General features: G+C 66.5%; 22 protein-coding genes and 1 pseudogene. 12 read left to right on the plus strand and 11 right to left on the minus strand.

Features of this window, described 5'->3' with window-relative positions; all coding sequences use genetic code 11:
* Window positions 1-205 precede the first annotated feature (205 nt).
* Both NP511_RS18115 and NP511_RS18120 read left to right on the plus strand, forming a co-directional pair.
* Window positions 206-1,144, plus strand: a complete 939-nt coding sequence (locus NP511_RS18115; RefSeq protein ID WP_049966572.1) for a hypothetical protein — start codon at window positions 206-208, stop codon at window positions 1,142-1,144.
* Window positions 1,141-3,039 (plus strand): pyrroloquinoline quinone-dependent dehydrogenase, encoded by a 1,899-nt coding sequence (locus tag NP511_RS18120; protein WP_049966573.1) that lies wholly within the window; start codon window positions 1,141-1,143, stop codon window positions 3,037-3,039. The genes NP511_RS18115 and NP511_RS18120 overlap by 4 nt, the downstream gene beginning before the upstream one ends.
* 78 nt (window positions 3,040-3,117) lie before the next feature.
* Here NP511_RS18120 and NP511_RS18125 read toward each other — a convergent pair whose 3' ends face one another.
* From NP511_RS18125 to NP511_RS18140, 4 genes are all read right to left on the minus strand, one after another.
* Complete coding sequence (locus tag NP511_RS18125) at window positions 3,118-5,082, minus strand: PQQ-dependent sugar dehydrogenase (protein ID WP_049966574.1); 1,965 nt, start codon at window positions 5,080-5,082, stop codon at window positions 3,118-3,120.
* A gap of 247 nt (window positions 5,083-5,329) precedes the next feature.
* Window positions 5,330-6,406 (minus strand): sodium:calcium antiporter, encoded by a 1,077-nt coding sequence (locus tag NP511_RS18130; RefSeq protein WP_049966575.1) that lies wholly within the window; start codon window positions 6,404-6,406, stop codon window positions 5,330-5,332.
* Window positions 6,407-6,495: 89 nt separating this feature from the next.
* Complete coding sequence (locus NP511_RS18135) at window positions 6,496-7,599, minus strand: sodium:calcium antiporter (RefSeq protein WP_049966576.1); 1,104 nt, start codon at window positions 7,597-7,599, stop codon at window positions 6,496-6,498.
* 131 nt (window positions 7,600-7,730) lie between these two features.
* Window positions 7,731-8,027, minus strand: a complete 297-nt coding sequence (locus NP511_RS18140) for an ArsR/SmtB family transcription factor (protein ID WP_006179363.1) — start codon at window positions 8,025-8,027, stop codon at window positions 7,731-7,733.
* A gap of 133 nt (window positions 8,028-8,160) precedes the next feature.
* Here NP511_RS18140 and NP511_RS18145 point away from each other — a divergent pair, with 133 nt between their 5' ends.
* The gene (locus NP511_RS18145; RefSeq protein ID WP_006650578.1) at window positions 8,161-8,463 is read left to right on the plus strand and encodes an amphi-Trp domain-containing protein; all 303 of its coding nucleotides are present in this window, start codon (window positions 8,161-8,163) and stop codon (window positions 8,461-8,463) included.
* A gap of 17 nt (window positions 8,464-8,480) precedes the next feature.
* Here the strand turns inward: NP511_RS18145 and NP511_RS18150 are convergent, their stop codons facing one another.
* Complete coding sequence (locus NP511_RS18150; protein WP_049966577.1) at window positions 8,481-9,791, minus strand: ABC transporter substrate-binding protein; 1,311 nt, start codon at window positions 9,789-9,791, stop codon at window positions 8,481-8,483.
* Between the two features lie 337 nt (window positions 9,792-10,128).
* Between NP511_RS18150 and NP511_RS18155 the strand changes: the two genes are divergently transcribed.
* Window positions 10,129-10,389: a HalOD1 output domain-containing protein gene (locus tag NP511_RS18155; RefSeq protein WP_049905924.1), complete on the plus strand. Its 261-nt coding sequence runs from the start codon at window positions 10,129-10,131 to the stop codon at window positions 10,387-10,389.
* 104 nt (window positions 10,390-10,493) lie between these two features.
* A complete protein-coding gene (locus tag NP511_RS18160) occupies window positions 10,494-11,267 on the plus strand; it encodes an MOSC domain-containing protein (RefSeq protein ID WP_049966578.1) in 774 nt (257 codons plus the stop codon).
* On the opposite strand, the gene NP511_RS18165 is transcribed toward NP511_RS18160, so the two are convergent.
* Window positions 11,261-11,590, minus strand: coding sequence for a hypothetical protein (locus NP511_RS18165; RefSeq protein WP_006179358.1), 330 nt, complete (start codon window positions 11,588-11,590; stop codon window positions 11,261-11,263). The two genes, NP511_RS18160 and NP511_RS18165, sit on opposite strands and share 7 nt — an antisense overlap.
* A 136-nt stretch (window positions 11,591-11,726) precedes the next feature.
* Between NP511_RS18165 and NP511_RS18170 the strand changes: the two genes are divergently transcribed.
* Both NP511_RS18170 and NP511_RS18175 read left to right on the plus strand, forming a co-directional pair.
* On the plus strand, window positions 11,727-12,524 hold the full coding sequence (locus tag NP511_RS18170; protein WP_049966579.1) for a helix-turn-helix transcriptional regulator: 798 nt from the start codon (window positions 11,727-11,729) through the stop codon (window positions 12,522-12,524).
* A gap of 394 nt (window positions 12,525-12,918) precedes the next feature.
* Window positions 12,919-13,146 carry a DUF5795 family protein gene (locus NP511_RS18175; RefSeq protein WP_006179356.1) on the plus strand — a complete coding sequence of 76 codons (228 nt, stop codon included), beginning with the start codon at window positions 12,919-12,921 and terminating at the stop codon, window positions 13,144-13,146.
* Window positions 13,147-13,294: 148 nt separating this feature from the next.
* Here the strand turns inward: NP511_RS18175 and NP511_RS18180 are convergent, their stop codons facing one another.
* The 4 genes from NP511_RS18180 to NP511_RS18195 all read right to left on the minus strand — a co-directional run bounded on the left by NP511_RS18180 (window position 13,295) and on the right by NP511_RS18195 (window position 16,297).
* Window positions 13,295-14,533: an RNA-guided endonuclease InsQ/TnpB family protein gene (locus tag NP511_RS18180; RefSeq protein ID WP_049966580.1), complete on the minus strand. Its 1,239-nt coding sequence runs from the start codon at window positions 14,531-14,533 to the stop codon at window positions 13,295-13,297.
* Window positions 14,530-14,919: an IS200/IS605 family transposase gene (gene tnpA, locus NP511_RS18185; RefSeq protein WP_049966581.1), complete on the minus strand. Its 390-nt coding sequence runs from the start codon at window positions 14,917-14,919 to the stop codon at window positions 14,530-14,532. The genes NP511_RS18180 and tnpA overlap by 4 nt, the downstream gene beginning before the upstream one ends.
* A 161-nt stretch (window positions 14,920-15,080) precedes the next feature.
* On the minus strand, window positions 15,081-15,317 hold the full coding sequence (locus NP511_RS18190; protein WP_006650587.1) for a hypothetical protein: 237 nt from the start codon (window positions 15,315-15,317) through the stop codon (window positions 15,081-15,083).
* 107 nt (window positions 15,318-15,424) lie between these two features.
* Window positions 15,425-16,297, minus strand: coding sequence for a UbiA family prenyltransferase (locus tag NP511_RS18195; RefSeq protein WP_049966582.1), 873 nt, complete (start codon window positions 16,295-16,297; stop codon window positions 15,425-15,427).
* Between the two features lie 286 nt (window positions 16,298-16,583).
* Between NP511_RS18195 and sucC the strand changes: the two genes are divergently transcribed.
* From sucC to NP511_RS18210, 3 genes are all read left to right on the plus strand, one after another.
* Window positions 16,584-17,735, plus strand: coding sequence for an ADP-forming succinate--CoA ligase subunit beta (gene sucC, locus NP511_RS18200; protein ID WP_006179352.1), 1,152 nt, complete (start codon window positions 16,584-16,586; stop codon window positions 17,733-17,735).
* On the plus strand, window positions 17,732-18,604 hold the full coding sequence (gene sucD / locus NP511_RS18205; RefSeq protein WP_049966583.1) for a succinate--CoA ligase subunit alpha: 873 nt from the start codon (window positions 17,732-17,734) through the stop codon (window positions 18,602-18,604). The genes sucC and sucD overlap by 4 nt, the downstream gene beginning before the upstream one ends.
* 147 nt (window positions 18,605-18,751) lie before the next feature.
* On the plus strand, window positions 18,752-18,904 hold the full coding sequence (locus NP511_RS18210) for a hypothetical protein (RefSeq protein WP_162834901.1): 153 nt from the start codon (window positions 18,752-18,754) through the stop codon (window positions 18,902-18,904).
* An 84-nt stretch (window positions 18,905-18,988) separates the two neighbouring features.
* On the opposite strand, the gene NP511_RS18215 is transcribed toward NP511_RS18210, so the two are convergent.
* Window positions 18,989-20,044: a hypothetical protein gene (locus NP511_RS18215; RefSeq protein WP_049966584.1), complete on the minus strand. Its 1,056-nt coding sequence runs from the start codon at window positions 20,042-20,044 to the stop codon at window positions 18,989-18,991.
* A 222-nt stretch (window positions 20,045-20,266) separates the two neighbouring features.
* Between NP511_RS18215 and NP511_RS18220 the strand changes: the two are divergent.
* Window positions 20,267-20,615: pseudogene (locus NP511_RS18220) on the plus strand (RuBisCO large subunit C-terminal-like domain-containing protein); the annotation flags it as partial.
* A gap of 101 nt (window positions 20,616-20,716) precedes the next feature.
* Window positions 20,717-21,214 carry a hypothetical protein gene (locus NP511_RS18225; protein ID WP_233274365.1) on the plus strand — a complete coding sequence of 166 codons (498 nt, stop codon included), beginning with the start codon at window positions 20,717-20,719 and terminating at the stop codon, window positions 21,212-21,214.
* Window positions 21,215-21,234: the final 20 nt, after the last annotated feature.

A 21,234-nucleotide genomic window follows, 5' to 3' on the forward strand; every position in this document is an offset into this window, starting at 1 on the left:
CTGGATAGGGATTACTGCCACAACGGACATTGAAACCAGTGATTGCGTTTCGGAGCGATGTTCTAATCAGTGGTTGCCGGCCCCCATCATATGCTGGGTGTTCGGTCCGTAAATGCAGCCCACGGGGCCACCGGAATAAATATGTTGCAAACGATGCAACTATGAACGCTTCTAATGGCCAGTGTGGTGTTCGTTAACTGGTACCATGGCATATGGAACTGCACCTGAAGAGCGATACAGTTACGGGGAGGTAAGCGACGAGGACCGTCGCGAGTTCCTGAAGGCGCTGGGCGTCGTCGCCGGCGGCGGCGTTGCCGGTGCGACGCTCCACGATCTCCGCGGGGAGGTCGCAAGCGGCGCTGCGGGCGGGCTCGCCGAGATGGGCGAGGCGGTACGGGCCGGGTTGACCGGCACGCTGGACGGCGCGCTGTTGGCCGAGGAACTGACGGGACTCGAGGGGAGTTTCGAACTGTTGCCCCAGCTGGCGTCGATGGGGGTACCCGAGCAGGGGGCGTCGGCCTATCAGGAGCTGACGACGCCGGCATGGGCGATCAACGACCACCTCGCGGAGGTCGGGTTCTTCGCGAGCGCGGAGGAGAACCTGCCGGCGTTTACCCCCGATCACATCGAGGAGACGACCCGACAGCTGCTCCACATCGAGGAGCTGCCGGCGACCCTCGCGGAGGTCGGGTTCGCCGAGGGCGAGCGGACGGCGCTGGTGACGAACATCGTCAATTCGCGCGAGCAGCTTTCGTGGTGGATGAAGACGCCGGACTATCCGCCGGCCGAAGCCGTCGAGGACGGGGTCGTTCACGAGTTCGTCGCGCCGCTGCACCGGCGGGCCGCGGAGGGTGCCCTGCTGTGGATCGACGGCCTGGATCACTTCCTCTGGCAGAACGAGGTGCTGGTAACCGACGAGATGATCGACCGCGGGCTCTGGGACGTCAAGTCGATGCTCGGCGGCTACTACCTGTTGGGGTCGGCCGCCCGCGACCTCGCCAGCGGCGAGATCCCCGACGAACAGCTCTCGGCGCTGATCACGGGCAGCGCCGCGATCGCGATCATCGGCCAGGAGTTCCTCCGCAACGACGTGGTTCACATTGACGATCGGATGCGGGCACCCCGGGAGGTGAGTCACCCATGACCTTCGATACCGAACACATGGACCTGCCGTCGGACGCACCGTGGGACGAGAAACCGGGCGAATCACACGTCGCACAGGGCGATATCGATACCATTCCCGAGCGCGAAATCACCCAAGAAGACCTCAGCCGGACCGCGGACGACGAGACGAACTGGCTGCTGTTCGGCGGGGCCTACGAGAACCAACGCCACACCCCGGCGGAACACATCACGCCGGACAACGTCGACCAGCTCGAACTCGAGTGGCGAATCGACCTCGCGCCGCCGCAGGCGCTCGAGCCGAACCCGAGCCACGAGTTCCAGGGGTCGCCGCTGGTCGTCGACGGCGATCCGCCGATCATGTACACGACGGTCGGGGCCGACCAGCTCTACGCGCTCAACGCCCGGACCGGCGAGAAGCTGTGGGAACACTACTACGAGCCGGCCGTGGGCTATTCGGAGGACGCGCCACCGGCCGAGCGCGGCCCGGCGGTCTACGGCGACACCGTCTACAAGAGTACGCTCGATCTGGGCGTGCTGGCGGTCGATCGCTACACCGGCGAGACGGAGTGGTACTACAACGGGGCGGCGGCCTACCGTGGCGAGGTCGCCGAGGACCTCATCCACGAGGAGCTGCAGTGGGTGCGCGAGCGGGGGTCGACCTCCTCGTTCCCGCCGCTGATCTACGACGGCACGCTGCTGAAAGGCAGCTTCGGCGGCGAGTTCGGCGTCAGCGGCTTCTTCGACGCGATCGACCTCGAGGGGAACCCGCAGTGGCGGTTCAACATGACACCGTCGGAGGAGTGGGTCGGCGAGTCGTGGCGACACGGCGGCGGGACCGCCTGGGCCTCGGCGGCCATCGAGCCGGAGTCGGGGACGGTAATCGTGCCGTCGGCCAACCCGGGGCCGTGGTACGGGACCGTTCGGCCGGGCTACAACCCCTTTACCTGTGGGAAGGTCGGTATCGACATCGAATCCGGCGAGTACCAGTGGCACTACCAGGACTCGCCCCACGACTGGTGGGACTACGACTCGCCGAGCCCGCCGATCGTCTTCCGCGAGGAAGCGGACGGCGAAGAGACGCGGTTCGCGGCGTGGCCGGGCAAGACCGGCTGGGTCTACACGGTCAACATGGAGACCGGACAGCTCCACCAGCGCAGCGAGGAGTACGTCCAGCACGTCAACACCTTCTCCCTGCCGCCGTACGACGACATCGACAGCGCCGAGTGGATGATGCCCCATCTCACCGGCGGCACCAACCCCCAGCCGAGTTCCTTCGATCCCAACACCCGGACGATGGTCGTCAAGGGGGCCAACGAGCCGATGGCACTGTCGTGGTACGAGGAGGAGTACGAGGCCGGCGAGCGATACATGGGCATGGACATCGTCGGTGGAGATCCGCCCGAGGACATCGAGGAGCCCGACGAGCCGACGCTCAATGCCGAAGAGGTCGCCGAGGGCGAAGACCCACACCTCGAGGCGGAGGTCGACGAGGGAGAGGGCGACAACGGCGAATCCACTAACGGCGAAGACGGCGACGCGTCGGGCCGACCCGCCTACCCGCCGGAGTGGAACGGTGCGATCGGCGTCATCGCCGGGATCGACCCCTACACCGGCGACGTGAAGTGGCAGGAATGGTACGACTGGTCCAACTACCACCCCCGCGGCGGGTCGTTCACCACGCCGACCGGGCTGGCCTTTGCGGGCACGCCAAACGGCGTGATGGCCGCCTACGACGTCGAGTCGGGCGATCGCCTCGCCGAGTTCGAGGTCGGCGACCACGGCGTCGACGGCGCGCCGATCTCCTGGGTCGACCCACACGAGGAGAAACAGTACATCGCGATGCCCGCCGGCGGCGGCCACCACACCGACGTCGAACTCGGGACCACGCTGGCTGTCTTCTCGCTCGAGATCTGAGCGGCCGGCCGGTATTTTTTGGCGCGTCGACGGAAACGCGAGCGATCGCCCCGACGCCCAGCGTCGCGTCCGACGTGATCAGTGTTCGGATCGCTGTTGGGGAACGATCCGGTAGACCGCACCGTCGTCCTCTTCGATGGACGGCGTCGCCGACGTCAGGACGTAGAGTTCGCCGGCGTCGTCGCGGCCGAAGCCGTAGACGAGGCGGTTCATGTTCCCGTCGACAGCGACCGGCTCGCCGTCATCGTCCTCGGTCCCGTCGTCGTCATCCCCGCTTGCGGTCTCGACCTCGAGTTCCTCGATCGGCCAGAGTCCGCCCTCGCTTTCGGTTTCCCCGCCGTCACCCCCGTCATCGCCGTCGTCGCCCTCGCCCGGCGGATCGATGAAGGGGTCGTCGTCCTCCTCCTCCGTCTCGACCGTCGCGTTCTCCTCGAGCCACGCGGTCGGTGGGCGGGCGACGAACAGCCGGCCGGGGCTCTGGCCGTCCCTGCTCCAGTCGCCGAAGACGTAGGTGCCGGCGAGGGGGTCGACCTCCTCGCCCTCGTAGAGGTAGCCCCCGATCACGGAGACGCCGACCGGTTCGCCGTCGGCCTCGTGGGGGTACTCGAGGACCGGATCGAGCAGTGGCTCGCCCCCACGGACCGACTCGGGCGTCTCCTGGGGACACTCCTCGGGCGGCTCCGTCGGTGATTCGGTGCTGAAACAGTGGGTCCCTTCCCTGACGTTCCAGCCGTAGTTGCCGCCGCGTTCGACGTGGTCGACCTCCTCGAACAGTTCCTGACCGACGTCGGCAGCGAGGATCGCCCCCTCGCTGGTGAGGGTCATCCCCCACGGGTTGCGCAGCCCCCATGCGTAGTACTCGTCGCGGTGTCCCTCCATATCGACCAGCGGGTTGTCGTCGGGGATGCCGTAGGCACGCTCGTCGCCCTCGTCGGCGGCGTCGCCGTCTCCGTCTCGGGACGTCTCCGACGTCCCGCCGTCCACATCGATCCGGAGAATACCACCCAGCAAGTTCTCCTCGGTGTCCTGGCCGTTTCCGCCTTCGTTCTCGTCGTACCAGTCCTCGACGTGTCCCTCGCCCGAATCGTTGGCCCCGCCGCCGTCACCCATGGCGACGTAGAGGAAGCCGTCCGGGCCGAACGCGATCGGGCCCGCGTTGTGGTTGAACTGCGGTTCCGGGATCTCGAGGATCGTCCGTTCGGAGTCGGGATCGGCGCTCGCGTGGTCGTCGTCCGCCGTCTGGAACTCCGAGAGGACGAACGTGTGATCGTACCCCTCGGGAGTACCCTCGCGGGGCGGTGCGCTGTAGCGGACGAAAAAGCGGCCGTTCTCCGCGAAGTCGGGATGGAAGGCCAGTCCGAGCAGTCCGCGCTCGTCGAATCCCTCCCGCAACTCGACCAGTCGGTCCGAGACGTCGAGGAACGGCTCCGATTCGAGGCCGTCCTCGCCGTGGACGGAGATCGTACCGGTCTGATCGACGATGAACCGGCGATCGGCGTCCTCGTCGGCCGTCTCGAGCGTGATCGGGTTGGCGAACCCGTCGGCGACGGGCTCGAGGCCGACCGTCGGTCCCTCGCCGATCAGCGGCCCGTCGTCGGTCGCCGCCCCGTCGCCGCCATCGCCTCCGACGAGTTCGATCTCGCCGTTCATCGAGGAGCGATGCGGGCCACAGAAGTACCCGACCATGCCCTCCTCGGCGGTGAACTCGACGGTCTGGGTCTCGCCCGAACTGGCCACGAGATCCGTCTCGAGGAGCCGCTCGTCGTTCTCGTCGACGATGACGAAGTTGTGGGCCGCGCCGTCCAGGTTCTCCCACGTGAGGGTGTACTCCTGGCCCGCCTCGAGCCGGAGGGTCGGGTTCCGCTCGTCGGCGATGGCGTCGGGCGTTTGCCCGACCCAGCTACTGACTCGGCCGCCGAGTTCGATTTCGCTCGGGAGCGCCTCCTGTGCCAGCGCCGTCGACGCGACGCCGGCTATGGAAAGTGCCGCCGATGATCGAAGGAGCCACCGCCTCGAGAACGCGTGATCGTCGTTCCGTGTCATAGTAAACCAGTACGCCGGGTAGCGATCCGTTCCCGCCCGCGTACTGGATACGGGGTCTCGGTAGTGCGCAATAAACCGGTCCGATCGTTCCCCGCTCAAGGTCGACTTGGGCGGCGCGAGCGGTTCCAACACCGGCTTGCCATCGCCTAATTACTCCTTTCGATCCGGCCGCCTCTAGACGTGAATCGTTACCGTATCCCCTCACACTGAGAATCGCGGCCGTCCGGCCGTCCGACGGCGGGTCCCGTCAGAGGTAGTTCGCGACCCAGTACGCGGCGTAGAGTCCACACAGCAGGAGGCCGCCGACGCGGCCGACGCGTCCGCGGGCGAGCATGGCGGTCGCGACGAGCAGACAGACGCCCAGAAACGGCCAGTGGATCGTCAGCACGTCCCCACCGGTTTCGATCGGATGCACCGCGGCGACGATGCCGACGTTGGCGGTCACGTAGAAGACCGTGCTGCCGATCACGTTGCCGACCGCCAGTTCCGGCCGGTTCCGCCGGACCGGTTCGACGGTAAGCGCGAGTTCCTCGAGCGAGGCGATGAAGCTCAACACCGTCGCCCCGAAGGCCAATCCCGAGATACCGAGCGCGAGGAAGAGCCCCTCGGCGCTGACGACCGTGATCCCGGAGCCGATCGTCATCCCCACGACCGCGAGAGCGGCGACGCCCAGGTTGAAGAGCCCGCTCCGGTCCTCGAAGGCGGGGACGAACTCGTCGAGGTCGAGGTCCCAGCCGTCGGCCGCCGTCTGCCCGTCGGATTCGGGGGCCGTCAGATCTCCGCCATCGGGCGTTTCCGGTCTCGGTTCCGCGCCGCCCTCGAGCGGAACGGCCTCCTGAACCTCCGCCGAGAGCAGAAACGTCGTCTCGGTCCGGCGTTCGCGCCGGAAGATGTAGGCGAGCAACGGGACGAACAACACGAGCAGCCCCGCGCCCTCGAGGGGAGTGAGCCGGCCGTCGAGCGACAGCGCGAACGCGGGCAGCGGCACCAGCACGAGCATGAGCAGGTACGCCCGGGGGACGGCCGTTCGAAAGGGCACGAGGAGTCCGGCGAGCCCGAGGGCGACGGCGAGGACGAACAGCGACTCCCCGAACACCGTCCCGAGCGCGAGGTCGGGGAGGGAGACGAACGCCGCGGCCACGCCGAGGACGGCGTTCTCGAGGTCGATGCCGGCCAACACGACCGCGAGGAAAAAGCCCGAGAGTCCCAGCGAGACGGCGCTTCTGGCGACGGCCTCGATGAAGACCTCGACGCACCAGATCACGAGGACGACCCCGAACAGGAAGAGGGCCACGAGCGCGACCGTCGAACTGGGGACGACCATCGCGGCCGAGCTACATCGTCGGAGTACTTAATTTTCGACCGCTGGACCGGCGTGTGGGGCAGCCCCGCTCCGGCGGAGCGTCGCCCCGATCAGAGTGCCTCCGGGATCGGAACGCCGCCGAAGACCAGCAGCGAGACGAGCCAGTAGGCGGCGTAGAGGCCCAGCAAGACGAGCCCGTGTCGCCGTCGGAGCCGTCCGCTCGAGACGAAGACGGCGGCGACGGCGGTGAGGACGACGACGGCGGGCAGATGAAAATAAAGGACCGCACGCGGGATCGTCACGTCGGCGACGAACGTGATGACGCCGACGTTGGCCGTCACCGAGAAGACGACGCTGCCGATGACGTGGCCGATCCCGATCTCCGGGATGCCACGCCGGACCGGCTCGATCGTCAACAGCAGGTTCTCGACCGTCAACACGAGCGTCAACACCGTCGCCCCGAAGACGGTCTCCTCGATCCCCCACGACTCGACGATCGCCTCGGAGCCGGCCTCGAGCAGCATGGCCCCGACGATCACGCCGAGCAGCGAGACGGCGGCGAGGCCGAGCCAGAAGGCCCCCGCGTAGCGTCGCTCGGCGACGTACCGGTCCTCTGGGATCTCCTCTAAGACCGTCCGACTGTCGACGTCTCCGATGGCGAGGTCGTCGAGCGGGACGCCGCCGTCGGCCTCGAGTCGCTCGGCGATCTCGGAGTCCCTGAACACCGGCACGTCGCGCTGGAGTTCTCGGGCGACGATATACCCGAAGAGACCGACGAAGATCGCGACGAGGACGAGCCCGTGGGCGAGCCCGAGTCGATCGACGGCGACGAACGGGACCAGCAAGAGCGGCGCAATCGCGAACAACAGCAGGTAGTCCCGTGGGACCTCGACGGGAAACGGCTTGTAGATCGCCGCGGCGGCCAGCGTGATACCGGTGATCGCCAGCGCGGTTCCGAGCGCGGTGCCCAGCGCCACCCCCTCTAGGTCGCCGGCCCCGAACACCAGCGCGACGACCGTGTCGTCGAACTCGATGCCGGTGAAGACGATCGCCAGCGCGAAGATCGAAACGCCAAGCCCCATCGCCGCCCGCGTGAGGTAGCTGATGAGTTTCTCGACGCTATAGGTCAGGGCGATCGCCCCGACGGCGAGAACGAGGTACGCGAACCACGTTCCCTGGGAGTCGACCACACCCTCGAGGGCCGCCTCGATCATACCATCGGTCCACGGTGCATGGTCACATATAGCTAACAGTCCGGGGAGGAACGTCCGTTGGAAATCTATACACGCATCGTGGTCGGTGGTCCGTGACGCTCGCGTCCGACGGGAGGCCCGGGCGGAGCGGGTCAGTCGTCCGCCGCGGTGTCGTGTTCGTCGGCCTCGTCGGCTTGCAGGACGAAGGTCCGCTCGGGTGGCGGCGCGATCCGTAACTCGACCCGTTGGACGAGTTCGTAGTATTTCCTGTTGCCGCGTCTGTAGTGGGTCACCAGTCCGGCCTCCTCCAGCGTCGAGAGGTGATGGACGGCGGTCGTGCCGTCCATCCCGGTCGCCTCCGCGAGTTCCGAGACGTACATCGGTTCCCGCGAGAGTTGCCTGAGGATAGCCAGGCGAGTGCCGTTACCGAGCGCCTCGAGAAGATCCATGCCACTAGTTTTCACTCGCCGGCCACAAGAAGGGTTTCCTCGATTCGGCTAGATACCCGCCGCGTTCGGCCGCTTCGAACGTATCGACGTCCCTGACTGCGGTTTTATCGGTGTCGGCGTGGGAGCGAGGACCATGAGCGACCGCGTCGACTTCCCCGACGATCGGACCGGCGACCGGCGGACGATCACCAGCGGCTTCTTCGAACAGGAGGTCTACCTCTCCAGCGAGGAGACCGCGGCGTTCCTCCACGAACTGGCCGAGCAACTCGAGGCTGGATCCTCGTTTACGATCTCCGCCTCGGAGTGGGAGATCCCCTTCGAGTACGACGACCCGATCGAGGTCGAGATCGAGTTCGGCGACCAGCGCGACCGGGAACTCGAGGTCGAACTCGAGTTCACTGCCCCGGCGGGCGGCGAGGACCTCTCCGTCCGGTAGCGGTGGTTCTCGCGGAATCACTCGCCCTCGAGCAGGCCACCCTGTGCCAGTGCGTCCCGGAGGCTTCGCCACGCGTCGGGCGAGTGCCAGCCCCAGCCGTGTCGCCGGGCCCCCTCGCTTGTAGCGAAGCGCTCGGTCGCCCGCTCGAAGGTCCGGGCGAGGCGGTCGGCCGACTCGTCGGTCTCGCTCGCGGCCGTCCGAGCGACCGACTCGGGCGCGCACACGGCGTCCGCCCAGCCTGCCAGCGTCGTCTCGAGGAACGCCGCGAAGCGGTCCCGATCCCGCCGGAGTCGATCTTCCGCTGCGATCAGTGCCGGTCCGTACGCCGGGTAGGCCGCCGACACGGCGAGGGAGTCGACGGTTCGGCCCGCCGCCTCGAGCCGGACCGGATCGGGTGCCATTCCCGTCACGGCGTCGACGACGCCCGACTGCAGCGCCGCCCACTCCTCGCCGTCGACGGCGACGAGTTCGACCGCGTCCCGGATGCCGGCCTGCTCGAGGAGGAGCCGCCCTAACAGGCCGGTTTCGGTCCCGTTCGGCATCCCGATCCGACGCCCGCGGAGCTGTCCGACGGCCTCGAGGGGGTCGCCGAACGCGGACCGCGTGGTGTAGAGGACGACCGGTGACCGCTGGAAACAGACCGCGATCGGAACGACGGGGTGGCCGAGCGAGCGCGCCCGGAGAACCGTCGCCGCGCCGGCGACGCCGACGGCACACTCCCCGGACGCGACGGCCAGCGCGGCCGCCCGCGAGCCGTCGGCGGACTCGAGCGCGAGCGACACGCCGCCGTCGGTGTCTCGCGCGGCCAGCAGCGGCAGGTGCAGTCCGTTCGGCCGCCAGTTGAGCGCGACGGTGACCCGCCCCTGGTCCGATCGCTCGGCCGATTCGGACGCCGGCCCGTCGGTACCGCCCCCGTTCCGTTCGTCGTCGGCGGATTCGGCCCCCGCTGGTTCGAGGCCGGCGTATCGCTCGCCCTGCTCGAGCAGGCGGTCGGCGTGGCGGGCGTCGACCCGCCGGACCGTCTCGGCTTTGGGGGCGACCGCGTGCCACGCTTTCGGCGGCCGACCGGGGGAACCGGTCGTCGCCGTCGTCTCGGCGATCAGCCCCGCGGCCGCCAGTTCGGTCAGCGCGTCCGCGGTCGCGTGCTTGCTCAGTCCGGCCCCGATGTGGGCAGCCGTCCGGCTCGCCGCGTCCGACAGGTCCGGATCCGCCCGCCGACACAACAGGTACGCTAGCACCCGTGCCTGCCGTTCGCCCGTCCCGAGGGACAGCCGGTCGACTACCGGCTCGTCCTCGTCGGTCAGGACCGGGAACGTCCGGACGTCCATCGGGCGGGCTTCCACGCCGACCGGCTTAAATCGGGTGTCGGTGCGGTGTCGTCACGACCTCGAGAAACGGCGTTAATTCGACGATTAGGACCGAAAAAGCCGGTGCTGGAGTCGGTGTCCGAGGGACGACCGATCGGTTCACACGTCGGTGCGTCGACCGAGCGGACGGAGCCGAGCGCAGAAACAGCGATCGATATCGACGCTCGAGTGCATCGGTCCTGGTCCATCAGGTTCAGAGACGTGACGGCCGAATACTGCTGAACAGGTATTCTGACCGCGCCCAGAACACGCCGGTATTCCAAAACCTATTAATGTGGCGGTGTGGCCGTAGTCGGCAATGGACCAGACCCACCATATGGCGGCAGATACTGATGCGGTACACGAACGGATCGTCGCCGGTATCGCGGCGCTCGAGGGAGCCGACCCGACGGCGTTACCGCCGCTTTTCGACGCGGTCGACCCCGACGCGCTCGCGGCGCTTTTCGCGACCACCGAATCGGGCAATCGCCGGGCCGGTCACGTCGGCTTCACGTACGCGGGCCACGAGGTCCGTGTCGAGTTCGACGAACGCGGTGACCCCGTCGTGACGATCGATTGACTGCGGCTCTCGACGTGACGACCGCCCGATCGGATCGCCGCTCTATTGCGACGCGGTTCCGTTCGAACGAAGACTAATGGATCATCGGCGGATAGCTCCTCGCAATGACACGACTCGACCGGCTCACCGTGTATCCGGTGAAGGGACTGGACGGCATCGACCTCGAGGCGACCGATGTCCTCGCGGGTGGCACGCTCGCTCACGACAGGGAGTTCGCCCTGTTCGACGCCGACGGTGAGGTCGTAAACGGCAAGCGGACCGACCGGGTCCACGACCTCGAGACCGACTTCGAGCCGTCGACGGCGACGCTTTCGGTCACGGCACCGGACGGCGAGCGCCGGCAGTTCGACCTCGAGACCGACCGCGAGGCCGCCGCGGACTGGTTCGGTGACTTCTTCGACGCGGAGCTGTCGCTCGAGCGTGACGCGTCGCTTGGCTTCGTCGATCGCCGCGAGATGGGGCCGTCGGTCATCAGCACGGCGACGCTCGAGACCGTCGCCTCGTGGTTCGACGGGATGACCGTCGACGGCGCACGGCGGCGGCTCAGAGCCAACGTCGAGATCGGCGGCGTCGACCCCTTCTGGGAGGATCGCTTCGTCGGCGAGGACGCCCCGGCGTTCGAGATCGGCGACGTCCGCTTCGAGGGAGTCACGCCCTGTGGCCGGTGTGTCGTCCCCCAGCGCGATCCCGACACCGGCGAGCCGACCGACGAGTTCCGACGGCGGTTCGTCGAACGGCGCGAGGAAACGTTCCCCGACTGGGCCGACCGGGACGCGTTCGATCACTACTACACGCTGATGATCATCACGCGCGTTCCCGAGCGCGACCGCGGCCGCGCTCTGGAGGTCGGTGATCCGGTCGACACCCGCCGTCAGTGATCGATGCCGGGCCGCTGGAACGTCGTCTCGGCGTCCGATCGACCGCCGGTTCCCGACTCGAGCGCCGCCTCGAGTTCAGTCGCGGCCAGCAGTTCGTTGCGGTCGGGCTCGCCGGGGCGATAGAAGTAGTAGGTGTCCGCACAGCCGGCGACCAGCTCCGAGAGCGGCCGGTCCTCGTCGTGGACTACCGAGACGAGGTCGCCGGTCACTGCGATCAGGACTGCGTCGTCGGGTTTGTAGAGGGCGTCCCGAAGCTCGCTCACGGTACTGTCGTCCGGTAGCTCGAGGGTGACGCCGTCGACGGTCGCCCAGCGCGTCTCCATGTGGGACCGTTCGGAGCGGACTTGCTATACGATTGTGCGCGCAGAACCATGCTCGGGCCGAATTCAGCTCCGGGAGCCGGATCGATTCCCCGGACGGCCAGTGCGATAAAGTAGGGGCGACGAGAGGGTCGATGTGATGTCCGAGCGGACGGAGGCGGCGGTCGATACCCTCGAGTTCGTGACCCGGTCGCCGAGCAGAGTCCGAATCCTCGAGCGACTCGACGCCGAGGGGGCGGTCTCGCGGGACGCGCTGTCGGCCGAGGTCGACGTCGTGCGGACGACGCTGAGTCGGAGCCTGTCCGCGCTGGTCGACCGGGGGTTGATCCGCGAACGGGGGCAACGCTACGAGATCACGGCGGCCGGAGCGCTGGTCGCCGACGGGGTGACCGCGGCGCTGGAACGGACCGATGCGGCGATCCGCCTGCGGCCGGTCCTCGAGCGGCTCGACGAGGAGTGGCTCGGTGTCGATCCCGACAGGCTGACGGACGCGACGGTGGTCGAGGCCACGATGGCGAACCCGTACGCGCCGGTTACCCACCACGCGACGACGCTGGCCGAGGCCGATCGCGTGCGGGCGGTGTTGCCGGCGGCCGGCGCCGACCCGCTCGAGGCCTCGACGGAGGCGATCGAGAACGGCGCGGAGTTCGAGATGCTACTTGCGGAACCGGTCGTAGAGAGCGTCCGGACGGACCCGACACTCGCCGCCGCGTTCGAGTCGATCGTCGACCAGCCGTCCGTCTCCGTGTCCGTCGTCGATCGGGACGTTCCCGTCTATCTGGGCGTCGTCGATCGGGCCGTCCAGATCGGCGTCCACGACGACACCGGCCTGCCAACGGCGCTGCTCGAGTCGACGGACGACCGCGTCAGGGAGTGGGCGATAGCGCGGTTCGACACCCTCCGCCGGGAGGCGCGGCCGTTCGAACTGGAGCCGTAGCGACACAGGGGAGACGATAGCGGCGCGGGCCGTGCATGGCACGCACACGATGTGCGGAATACACTGATATCCGCGGCACCCGTCCGTTCGATCGCGGTAGGTGGATCGACGACCGCGCTGACGGCCCACGGATGGGGGAGTACACGCACGCGGGCCGCACCGATCGACTGGGACTCGCCGATCGGCGACGCCGACTCGTGAGCGATCGCCGATCGGCCGAACGCTCTTTCGATACTGACTCGACTGCCTCGAGCGACGGCTGGCGCGATCCGTTCAGACGGCCTACTGTCAGTCATTGCCGGTGGGACCGCGACCGCCCTGCGGTCCCACCGGGAAACCGTTACAGCAACCCGTATCAGGAAACGCTTAGTCGATCGCGGACGGTAGTCCGACCGTGAGCGAGAACCGCGTCGTTCAGGGACGAATGGTGACGGCAGGAAAACTCGCGGAACTGATCGAGGGCGAGTCGGTGATGGAGGTCGACTCGATCGAGGAGGCCGACGAGCCGTGTCCGGACTGCGGGGGCAACGCGTTGAAGGTGGTGTACATGCCCTCCGTGACCGAACTCGTTACCGGCTGGAAGTGCCAGGACTGCGACTGGAGCGAGACGGACCGGGACTAGGCCCGGGACCGACCGGTCGACTGGACACTGCAGCTATCGACGGTGGCTCCGTGAGCCGTATCTCGGCTCGAAATTGACCTCCTCCCGCGCCTGAAGACGCGGGAATCCCGCCACGGGATTCCAGGCCGAGTGCAACGACCCTGTGGTTTCAAGACGCATACGATCCACGCGTCACCTGCTGAGTTTCAGCATCGGCGTGGCTGTCTTGTGGCGCGGTCAAACGCGCCCCATCCGCAGCCGAGTCATCGTCGTTCTCGTGTTCTCTGGAACGACTCTCTCCGCTGCGGTAGCGGTCTGCAATATTTATCGCCCCATTCACGTCCGCTTGGTACTCGCCCATCCAGCAGTCGTCGTTCGTGCATTTGAACGTCGCCTGCTTCGGGCGATACCCGACTCCACCGCACGCATGGCACTCCTTCGACGTGTTGCGCGGATTCACCGTCTCGACGGGAATCCCCTTCTCGATGGCCTTGTACCGTATCTGGGCGTGGAGTTTGGCGAATCCCCAGCCGTGAAGACGGCGGTTCATGTACTCGCCGTAGTCCATCGACTCCCGAATGTCCGTCAAGTCTTCCAGAACCAGTACAGGATTCTCGACGGATTCAACGTACTCTACGACTTCGCGGGTGACACGATGGAACACGTCATCTATCTGGTTCCACAGGTCGTCACCGAACGACTCAACGATACGGTCGCTTTCGCGTTCTTGAAGCCGTCGCATAGCGGTGAAGTAGGTCTTGCGTAGCTGACGAACGGTCTTGCCCTCGTCGGCCCATAGTTCGGGGCGAGTCGGAGAACCGTGGTCGTCACGGTGACACACCGTGACGAGTGACGCTTCCCCGATGTCTACTCCAATAGGCGTCCGTTCATCGTTAGACGCTTCGGAACACTCCTCCACGTCGCGGGTCGCGGTGACGTGGAGATACCACGTCCCGTCCCGCTCGAACAGGCGACTCTCACCCATCTCCGCATCACCAGCGTTCAACGCTTCCAACCAGTCTCGCTGGTCGGGATTCGGCTGTGCTGGCATCCAGAGGTAGTAGTCCTCATGGTGCGGGATTTTGACGTACCACTCGATAGCGTTCTCGGGCTTGTGGTCGATCTGTAGCCCTTCGTTCGTGAATCGAACAGGGTGGTCGTCGTGTAAGTCGCCCGCGTTGTACGTCGTCGTCAACTGCGGAACGTACTTCTTGAGGGCGTTTTTCGCGTACCCCGACAGGTCGTAGTTGACTACCACGTCGTTCGCTTCGGTCTGTGTGCGACAGCCAGCGTCGAAGGCATCTCGAAGGGCCTGCTGGTAGGCTTCCCGCGTCTCGCGGAGTTTCCGCCGTTTGTGCGCGTTCGGGTCTACCAGTTTGAGTTCCAGCGTCTTGGTGAGTTCGGTCATTGGTCGCCCGCCTCGTGACGCTGAATGTAGTCCTGCACCGTCTCGCTGGAAACGTGTCCCGCCGTTCCTGCGTAGTAGCTTCGCGCCCATCGAATCTTCTCACCTTTGTTGTCGGCGTAGCGGTGGTTGTATTTCCGCGAACTGATGCCTTTGAACCAGTTGGCGAGAAGCGAGGGGGCGTGTTTCGGTGGGCTACTGACGAACAGGTGGATGTGATCGGGTTGAACGGTCAGGTCGATTATCTCTGTGCCTTTGTCGTCGGCGATTTCGTGGAGGATGGCTCGCACACGGTCGGCGACCTCGCCTTTGAGTACCGAGTTGCGGTATTTCGGCAACCACACTATGTGGTAGTTGAGGTTGTAGGTCGCGTGCCGTGTGGTCTTCATCCGTATTGCACATTGTAGTTCGTCGGCGTGTTAATACCTTCGGTGAAGCGTGGGAAATCAAGTAATGGCAGGACTCGTGGATTGACGCACTATGCCTATCGCTTGACCTCCGCCTGAAGACGGAGGTATGCGCTATCGGTCTGTATCAGGGGTCGAACGCGTTACTGATCGGTGTTCGCGAGTCCCGAGACCGGGGACGCGCCCGCGACGATCGCCCCGGTCGAGAGGATCGCGGCCGAGAGGACGACGAAGTCCGCGCCCGGCGAGTAGCCGGCCAGTCCGGCGCCCGCCTGGACGATGAACACGGTGACGAAGAAACTGAGGACGGCGAAGAGGAGCATGACCAACGCCGTGATGATACTTGCGGCTAAGATGCCGAACGAATCGAGTACACCCATCTCTTTTCCTGCAAGTCACGACAGCCGAATAAACGTTGGGACGTAGGTCGAGGGGCTGTCGATCCGGCCGGGACAGGCATGGTGCCCCCTCGACCGGCGCGAGGCGGTCACCAGACCAGCCACTCGAGGGCGAGGACGACGGCCGCGAGGAAGACGTGTTCGCCGTCGACGACGAAGCCGTAGTAGAGGGGGCCCCGATCGGGCGTCGCGAAGGGGATGTAGGCACAGACGTAGGCGTTCATCGCGAGGACCGCGAGGAACTCGCCGGGGACGACGCCGCTGACGACGCCGCCGACGACCGCCGCCGCGACGGCTGCGGTCGCCAGCAGCGACAGCTGGCGCGTCCGGGCCGGTCCGAACAGGTTCGGTACCGTCGGGATCCCTTCGGCGCGGTCGCCCTCGATGTCTTTCACATCGAAGACCACCGCGGCGATCGTGATCATGACGGTCACGTAGGTGGCCAGAAACAGGATCTCGGGGGCGAACACCCGTCCGTAGTAGTAGCCGACGCCCAGCGGGATGGCGCCCCAGGCGAACCCGACGACGAGGTTCTTCACGAGGAAGACCTGCTTGATCCCGCCGACGGAGTACAACAGGACGACCGCGAGCGGAAGAACCAGATAGTGTGCGCCCGAGAGCCCGAGCGCGATGGCAACCGCGACCGCGACGACGTAGAGGCCGACCCCGATCGGCAGCCAGTACCGGCCGTACCGCTTCGTAAACGCCGCACGCCGCGGGACGTTTTGCTCGTCCTCCGCGAGGTCGGTAAACCGGTTGACCGTGTAGACGAACATCGTCGCCGCAAAGACGATGAAGACCGGCAGCGCCTCGAGGGGCAGGTCCGCGAGCCGCGTCGTCGTCACGACGACGCTGACCGTCGCCAGCGAGATAAAGAGGTTACTGTGGACCAGGAATCGGGCCACGGCGGCGAGCGACGACGCCCAACTCGAGGGACGCCGGGTCGCGGTGGGATTCGTCACAGCGGTGTTCGTCTCGACCGTTAGAAGAGCCGAGGGTTGAATGCTGTGCCAAGGGCGTGTCGGCCGGCGGGTTGAAAATCGACCAGTCGTGCCGAGGCTTCGGGTCGGAGTTCGAACGTGTCCCCCCGTAGACGGTCAGTTCAGTTGAGAACCCACACAAAGAAGGGGACTGAAACGACGGTCGGGGGAATCCGGCGGCAGTGTCGTTAATGCACGTCGATGGATCACCCGTGGCGAGTGGAAACTGGCAGGATTTAAGCAAGGCCGGAACGGCCGTTCGAATGGTATGAAATTACACGAGTACCAGGCGAAGCAGGTCTTCGCCGATGCCGGGGTACCGACGCCGGACTCGCAGCTCGCGTCCGACGTCGACGGCGTCGTCGCCGCGGCCGAGGAGATCGGCTATCCAGTCGCGGTCAAGGCGCAAGTACAGGTCGGCGGCCGGGGGAAGGCCGGCGGAATCAAACTCGCCGAGGACGAGGACGAGGCCCGCGAGGCCGCCGAGTCTATCCTCGGGATGGACCTGAAGGGCTATCACGTGGACCGGGTCCTCGTCGAGGAAGCGGTCGACTTCGTGAACGAACTCTACGTCGGGATCACGATGGACCGCGGCGAGGGCAAACCCGTCGCGATGGTCTCGACCAAGGGCGGGGTCAACATCGAAGAGGTCGCCGAGGAGGACCCCGAGGCGATCGCCCGCGAACACATCGACCCCGCGTTCGGGATGCATCCCTACCAGGCCCGCAAGGCCGTCTACGACGCCGGCGTCGATCAGTCGATCGCGCGCGACGTCTCGAGCGTCCTGACGACGCTGTACGAACTCTGGGACGAGAAGGACGGCGCCGACGCCGAGATCAACCCGCTGATGGTCACCAGCGATAACGAGGTCATCGCGGCCGACGCCGTGATGAACATCGACGAGGACGCGCTGTTCCGCCAGCCCGAACTCGCCGAGATGGAAGAGGAAGCGGCCGGCGGCGACGAACTCGAGCAGAAGGCCGACGAGTACGGCTTCGACTACGTCCGACTCGACGGCAACGTCGGCATCATCGGCAACGGTGCCGGGCTCGTGATGACGACGCTGGATCTGGTCGACTACTACGGTGGCGAACCCGCCAACTTCCTCGACGTGGGTGGCGGCGCGAAGGCCGCCCGCATCGCGAACGCGCTCGATATGGTCTTCTCCGACGACAACGTCGATTCGGTCGTCTTCAACATCTTCGGCGGCATCACGCGCGGCGACGAGGTCGCCCGCGGGATCAACGAGGCCCTAGAGCAGTTCGACGAGATTCCCAAGCCGGTCGTCGTCCGACTGGCCGGCACCAACTGGGAGGAAGGCATGGAGATTCTGAACGAGGACCTCGTGACGGTCGATCAGACCCTCGAGGGCGCGGTCCAGCGTGCTGTCGAATACGCTGACGAGGTGAACGAACAATGAGCGTACTAGTCGACGACGACACGCGCGTCGTGGTACAGGGCATCACCGGCGGGGAAGGGAAGTTCCACGCCGAACAGATGATGGAGTACGGCACCAACGTCGTCGCCGGCGCGGTCCCCGGCAAGGGCGGGCAGGAGGCCGCCGGCGTCCCGGTCTACGACACGGTCCACGAAGCGGTCGCGGAGGAAAACGCCGACACCTCGGTCATCTTCGTCCCGCCGGCGTTCGCCGGCGACGCCGTCTTCGAATCGCTCGACGCCGATCTCGACCTCGCGGTCGCGATCACGGAGGGCATCCCGACCCAGGACATGGCGCGAGTCAACAAGCGCCTCTCCGAGACCGACACCCGTCTCATCGGGCCGAACTGTCCCGGCCTCATCACGCCCGGCGAGGCCAAACTCGGCATCCTGCCGGGGAACATCTTCTCCGAGGGTAACGTCGGTCTGGTCTCCCGCTCGGGGACCCTGACCTACCAGGTCGTCGACAGCCTGACCAACCGCGGCATCGGCCAGACCACCGCCATCGGCATCGGCGGCGACCCGATCATCGGCACCGACTTCGTCGACGCCCTCGAGCTGTTCGAGAACGACCCCGACACCGACGCCATCGTCATGTGCGGTGAGATCGGCGGGGAAGACGAGGAGGAAGCGGCCGCGTTCATCGGCGAGAACGTCGACACGCCGGTCGCCGGCTTCATCGCCGGCCGCACCGCACCTCCGGGCAAGCGGATGGGCCACGCCGGCGCGATCGTCTCCGGCTCCGGCACCGGGACCGCCGAGAGCAAGATTTCGGCGCTCAACGACGCCGGCGTCCCCGTCGGTGACACCCCCGAGGAAGTCGCCGACCACATCGAAGGCTTCCTCGACTAACGCCGTCGGCCCCCGCGTCGGTCCGTGACCGGCGTGGTGACTCTCTCTTTGCGTTCTTCTCTTCGTGTCGCGATCGACCGGCTCGAGCGTCGACTGCAGTCGAATTCCTGCAATAGCTTCAGACTGATGGGGCCCGCAGTCACGGCTATGCCGGTCTGGATCGAATGCGACGACTGCGGCCTCGAAGGGACGATCCCCGAGCGAGACGTCGTACCCGGCGGCGGGACGCGTTGCCCGTCGTGTGGCGAACGGGCGTTCTCGGTTCGACGGTCGGGACTCGACTGGCATCCCGATCCGTGACGGTCGGTTCGCTCGAGGCCGGCTTCCGATCCGAAAAAGGGACGATCCGCCGGACTGTGCGGGCGAAGCGACGGCAGCGAGCGATCAGAACAACCCGTTCAGCGCCGATCGGAGCCGGGCGAGCGGTCCGCTCGAGCCGTCGGAATCCGTCGTCGATCCGTCGTCCTCGGCCGTGGATTCGTCGGCGTCGTCCGTCGGACCGTCGCCCTCGTTCGCGGCGGTATCCCGGTCGTCGGTCCCGAGAGAGGGGATCGCGTCGGGCACATCGTCGGCGCGGGTCGCGGTCCCCTCGAGGCCGTCCGCGAGGTCGGGGTCGGCACCGTTCTCGGCGTCGCTCTCGCTCGTGGCGGTATTGGCGCCAGCGTCCTCGAGGGGGACCTCGGTCTCGGTGTCCGCCGGCGATACCGCGACGTCGTCGTCCGAACTCGCGTCGTCTGTCCCGGGAGCCGAGTCGCCCTCGGACGACGGTTCGGATTCGGTGGACATCGTGGCGTCGGGCTCGTCCTCGATGCACGTGTCCGTCTCCGGAGCGGTCGACGCATCGTCGAACTCGAGGGCCGTGTCTGCCCCGGTCTCGGACTCGTCCGCCGCGCCGTCGGCAGCTCCCGATTCGGCCGCGTCGTCGGGTTCGGACGCGGCCCCCTTATCGTCGACCGCATCGCCGAAGACGTCGTCGAGGTCCGTCCCGCCGGCTTCCCAGGCCGGTGTCGACTCCGCATCCGACGCCGACTGGGAACCAGCAGTCGCCGTCGACCCCCCCGAGCCATCGGGATCGACCCAGTGAAATTCGCCCTCGCCGTCGGTCGAGCGGCCGGTCAGCAGGAGGTCCGTGAGTTCGTCGTCGTCGGCCAGCAGCGCGTCGTCGACCGTCTCCGTCTCCGGCTCGGGGTCGTTCGCGCTCGCGATGATGTCGTCCGGACTCTCGTCGGCGAGGATGTCGTCGGTCCCACCCACGTCGGCGTCGTCTCGGAGTTGATCGAAGACATCCGCCGCCGTCCGGTCCTCGGCGGCGTCGATTCCGGACGCGTGTTCGTCGCCTGACTCGGCTGCCGCCTCGAGGTCTCCGAGGTGGTCGTCGGCGTTCGAGCCCGTCTCGAACGCGCCTTCGCCCGGAGTGATGTCCGTCGTACTATCGTACATACGCTCGCTCTCTATCAATGGATTATCACGCGACTTTAATTTTTGGAATTTTTTCAGTCACGGCGGACGATATTGCTGTCTGATTACTCTACTGGCCGTCGGGAGCGTCTGACGGAAGCGGGGTGGACAATCGTCCAGTGAAACGCCAGTTCGGGATCTGGTTCGAAGAATCAGGGGTTCGGAGTGATCGACGTGGATTCGGCCGTCCCTTCGCCGTCGGCGAACATCCACACCGGCACTGCAGGGCTGGGGAAACTCGCGAACGAGGACACGCCGGGGATCAACGAGTGGCTCACGGATGACTGTCACGACCTGCGGCCGGTCCTGCCGGTCGCTTCCGGTGGGCTCCATCCCGGCGTCGTCGATCAACTGCTCGAGGCGCTGGGGACCGACATCATCGTCCAGGCCGGCGGCGTTCACGGGTACCCCTGACGGTACCCACGCGGGCGCGAAAGCGCTCCGCCAATCCGTCGAGGCGTCGATGGCCGGCACGGCTCTCGAGGACTACACCGAGGACCACCCCGAACTGGCGACGGCCCTCGAGAAGTGGGGATCGGAGACGCCGCGATAGCGGTTCGACCCTGTTCGATGGTTGGCTATGTTTCGTCATAAAACTAGACATTTGTCTAGAAATCAGGAAAATTATTATGGGTGTAGTTTCGACTGGTTTTCATGGCTTATAGACGATCACGGCGCGGTGGGGTTCTCTCACCGGTCACCGTTCTCACGACGGTGACGGCCGCGCTGATCGCCGGCGTGGCTCTCGGTGGCGTGTTACACGTGACCGGGAACCTTCGAACGGTCGCCGCCGTCTACGGACTCGAGGGGGTCGTCAACGAGTGGACGCTCGTGTTCGGTCACAGCGTCCTCGCCGCCGGGCCGTTCGTCGCGCTCGTGAACCGCCTGCGGATGGGACGGCGCGTTCCGCGTCCGCTCGCGGAGAGCTATCGGAACTCGTTCCTCTGTGCCTGTCTGGGAACTGCGTACGGCGTCGTGCTGTGGGTCGCCGTCATCGCCTACGGAGCGCCGTTCGCGTTCGGACTCGTCACCGCGAACGCGCCTCCGGTTCCGTACCGACACTGGGGTGCGTTCTACGCGCTGCTCGTGTTCGGAGCGGTCTGCGGTGCGTGGTATCCGCTGCTCCGGGAGTTCTTCGAAGACCGTCAGTAGTCGTCGGCCGTCGGGCCGGA

Source organism: Natrinema thermotolerans (assembly GCF_031165565.1).
Taxonomy (GTDB): Archaea; Halobacteriota; Halobacteria; order Halobacteriales; family Natrialbaceae; genus Natrinema; species Natrinema thermotolerans.

Excerpts from the sequence above, each read along its gene's own strand:
- NP511_RS18115 (WP_049966572.1), top strand. The coding sequence starts at position 206 with ATGGCATATGGAACTGCACCTGAAGAGCGATACAGTTACGGGGAGGTA.
- NP511_RS18120 (WP_049966573.1), top strand. The coding sequence starts at position 1,141 with ATGACCTTCGATACCGAACACATGGACCTGCCGTCGGACGCACCGTGG.
- NP511_RS18125 (WP_049966574.1), bottom strand. The coding sequence starts at position 5,082 with ATGACACGGAACGACGATCACGCGTTCTCGAGGCGGTGGCTCCTTCGA.
- NP511_RS18130 (WP_049966575.1), bottom strand. The coding sequence starts at position 6,406 with ATGGTCGTCCCCAGTTCGACGGTCGCGCTCGTGGCCCTCTTCCTGTTC.
- NP511_RS18135 (WP_049966576.1), bottom strand. The coding sequence starts at position 7,599 with ATGATCGAGGCGGCCCTCGAGGGTGTGGTCGACTCCCAGGGAACGTGG.
- NP511_RS18140 (WP_006179363.1), bottom strand. The coding sequence starts at position 8,027 with ATGGATCTTCTCGAGGCGCTCGGTAACGGCACTCGCCTGGCTATCCTC.
- NP511_RS18145 (WP_006650578.1), top strand. The coding sequence starts at position 8,161 with ATGAGCGACCGCGTCGACTTCCCCGACGATCGGACCGGCGACCGGCGG.
- NP511_RS18150 (WP_049966577.1), bottom strand. The coding sequence starts at position 9,791 with ATGGACGTCCGGACGTTCCCGGTCCTGACCGACGAGGACGAGCCGGTA.
- NP511_RS18155 (WP_049905924.1), top strand. The coding sequence starts at position 10,129 with ATGGACCAGACCCACCATATGGCGGCAGATACTGATGCGGTACACGAA.
- NP511_RS18160 (WP_049966578.1), top strand. The coding sequence starts at position 10,494 with ATGACACGACTCGACCGGCTCACCGTGTATCCGGTGAAGGGACTGGAC.
- NP511_RS18165 (WP_006179358.1), bottom strand. The coding sequence starts at position 11,590 with ATGGAGACGCGCTGGGCGACCGTCGACGGCGTCACCCTCGAGCTACCG.
- NP511_RS18170 (WP_049966579.1), top strand. The coding sequence starts at position 11,727 with ATGTCCGAGCGGACGGAGGCGGCGGTCGATACCCTCGAGTTCGTGACC.
- NP511_RS18180 (WP_049966580.1), bottom strand. The coding sequence starts at position 14,533 with ATGACCGAACTCACCAAGACGCTGGAACTCAAACTGGTAGACCCGAAC.
- tnpA (WP_049966581.1), bottom strand. The coding sequence starts at position 14,919 with ATGAAGACCACACGGCACGCGACCTACAACCTCAACTACCACATAGTG.
- NP511_RS18190 (WP_006650587.1), bottom strand. The coding sequence starts at position 15,317 with ATGGGTGTACTCGATTCGTTCGGCATCTTAGCCGCAAGTATCATCACG.
- sucC (WP_006179352.1), top strand. The coding sequence starts at position 16,584 with ATGAAATTACACGAGTACCAGGCGAAGCAGGTCTTCGCCGATGCCGGG.
- sucD (WP_049966583.1), top strand. The coding sequence starts at position 17,732 with ATGAGCGTACTAGTCGACGACGACACGCGCGTCGTGGTACAGGGCATC.
- NP511_RS18210 (WP_162834901.1), top strand. The coding sequence starts at position 18,752 with ATGCCGGTCTGGATCGAATGCGACGACTGCGGCCTCGAAGGGACGATC.
- NP511_RS18215 (WP_049966584.1), bottom strand. The coding sequence starts at position 20,044 with ATGTACGATAGTACGACGGACATCACTCCGGGCGAAGGCGCGTTCGAG.
- NP511_RS18225 (WP_233274365.1), top strand. The coding sequence starts at position 20,717 with ATGGCTTATAGACGATCACGGCGCGGTGGGGTTCTCTCACCGGTCACC.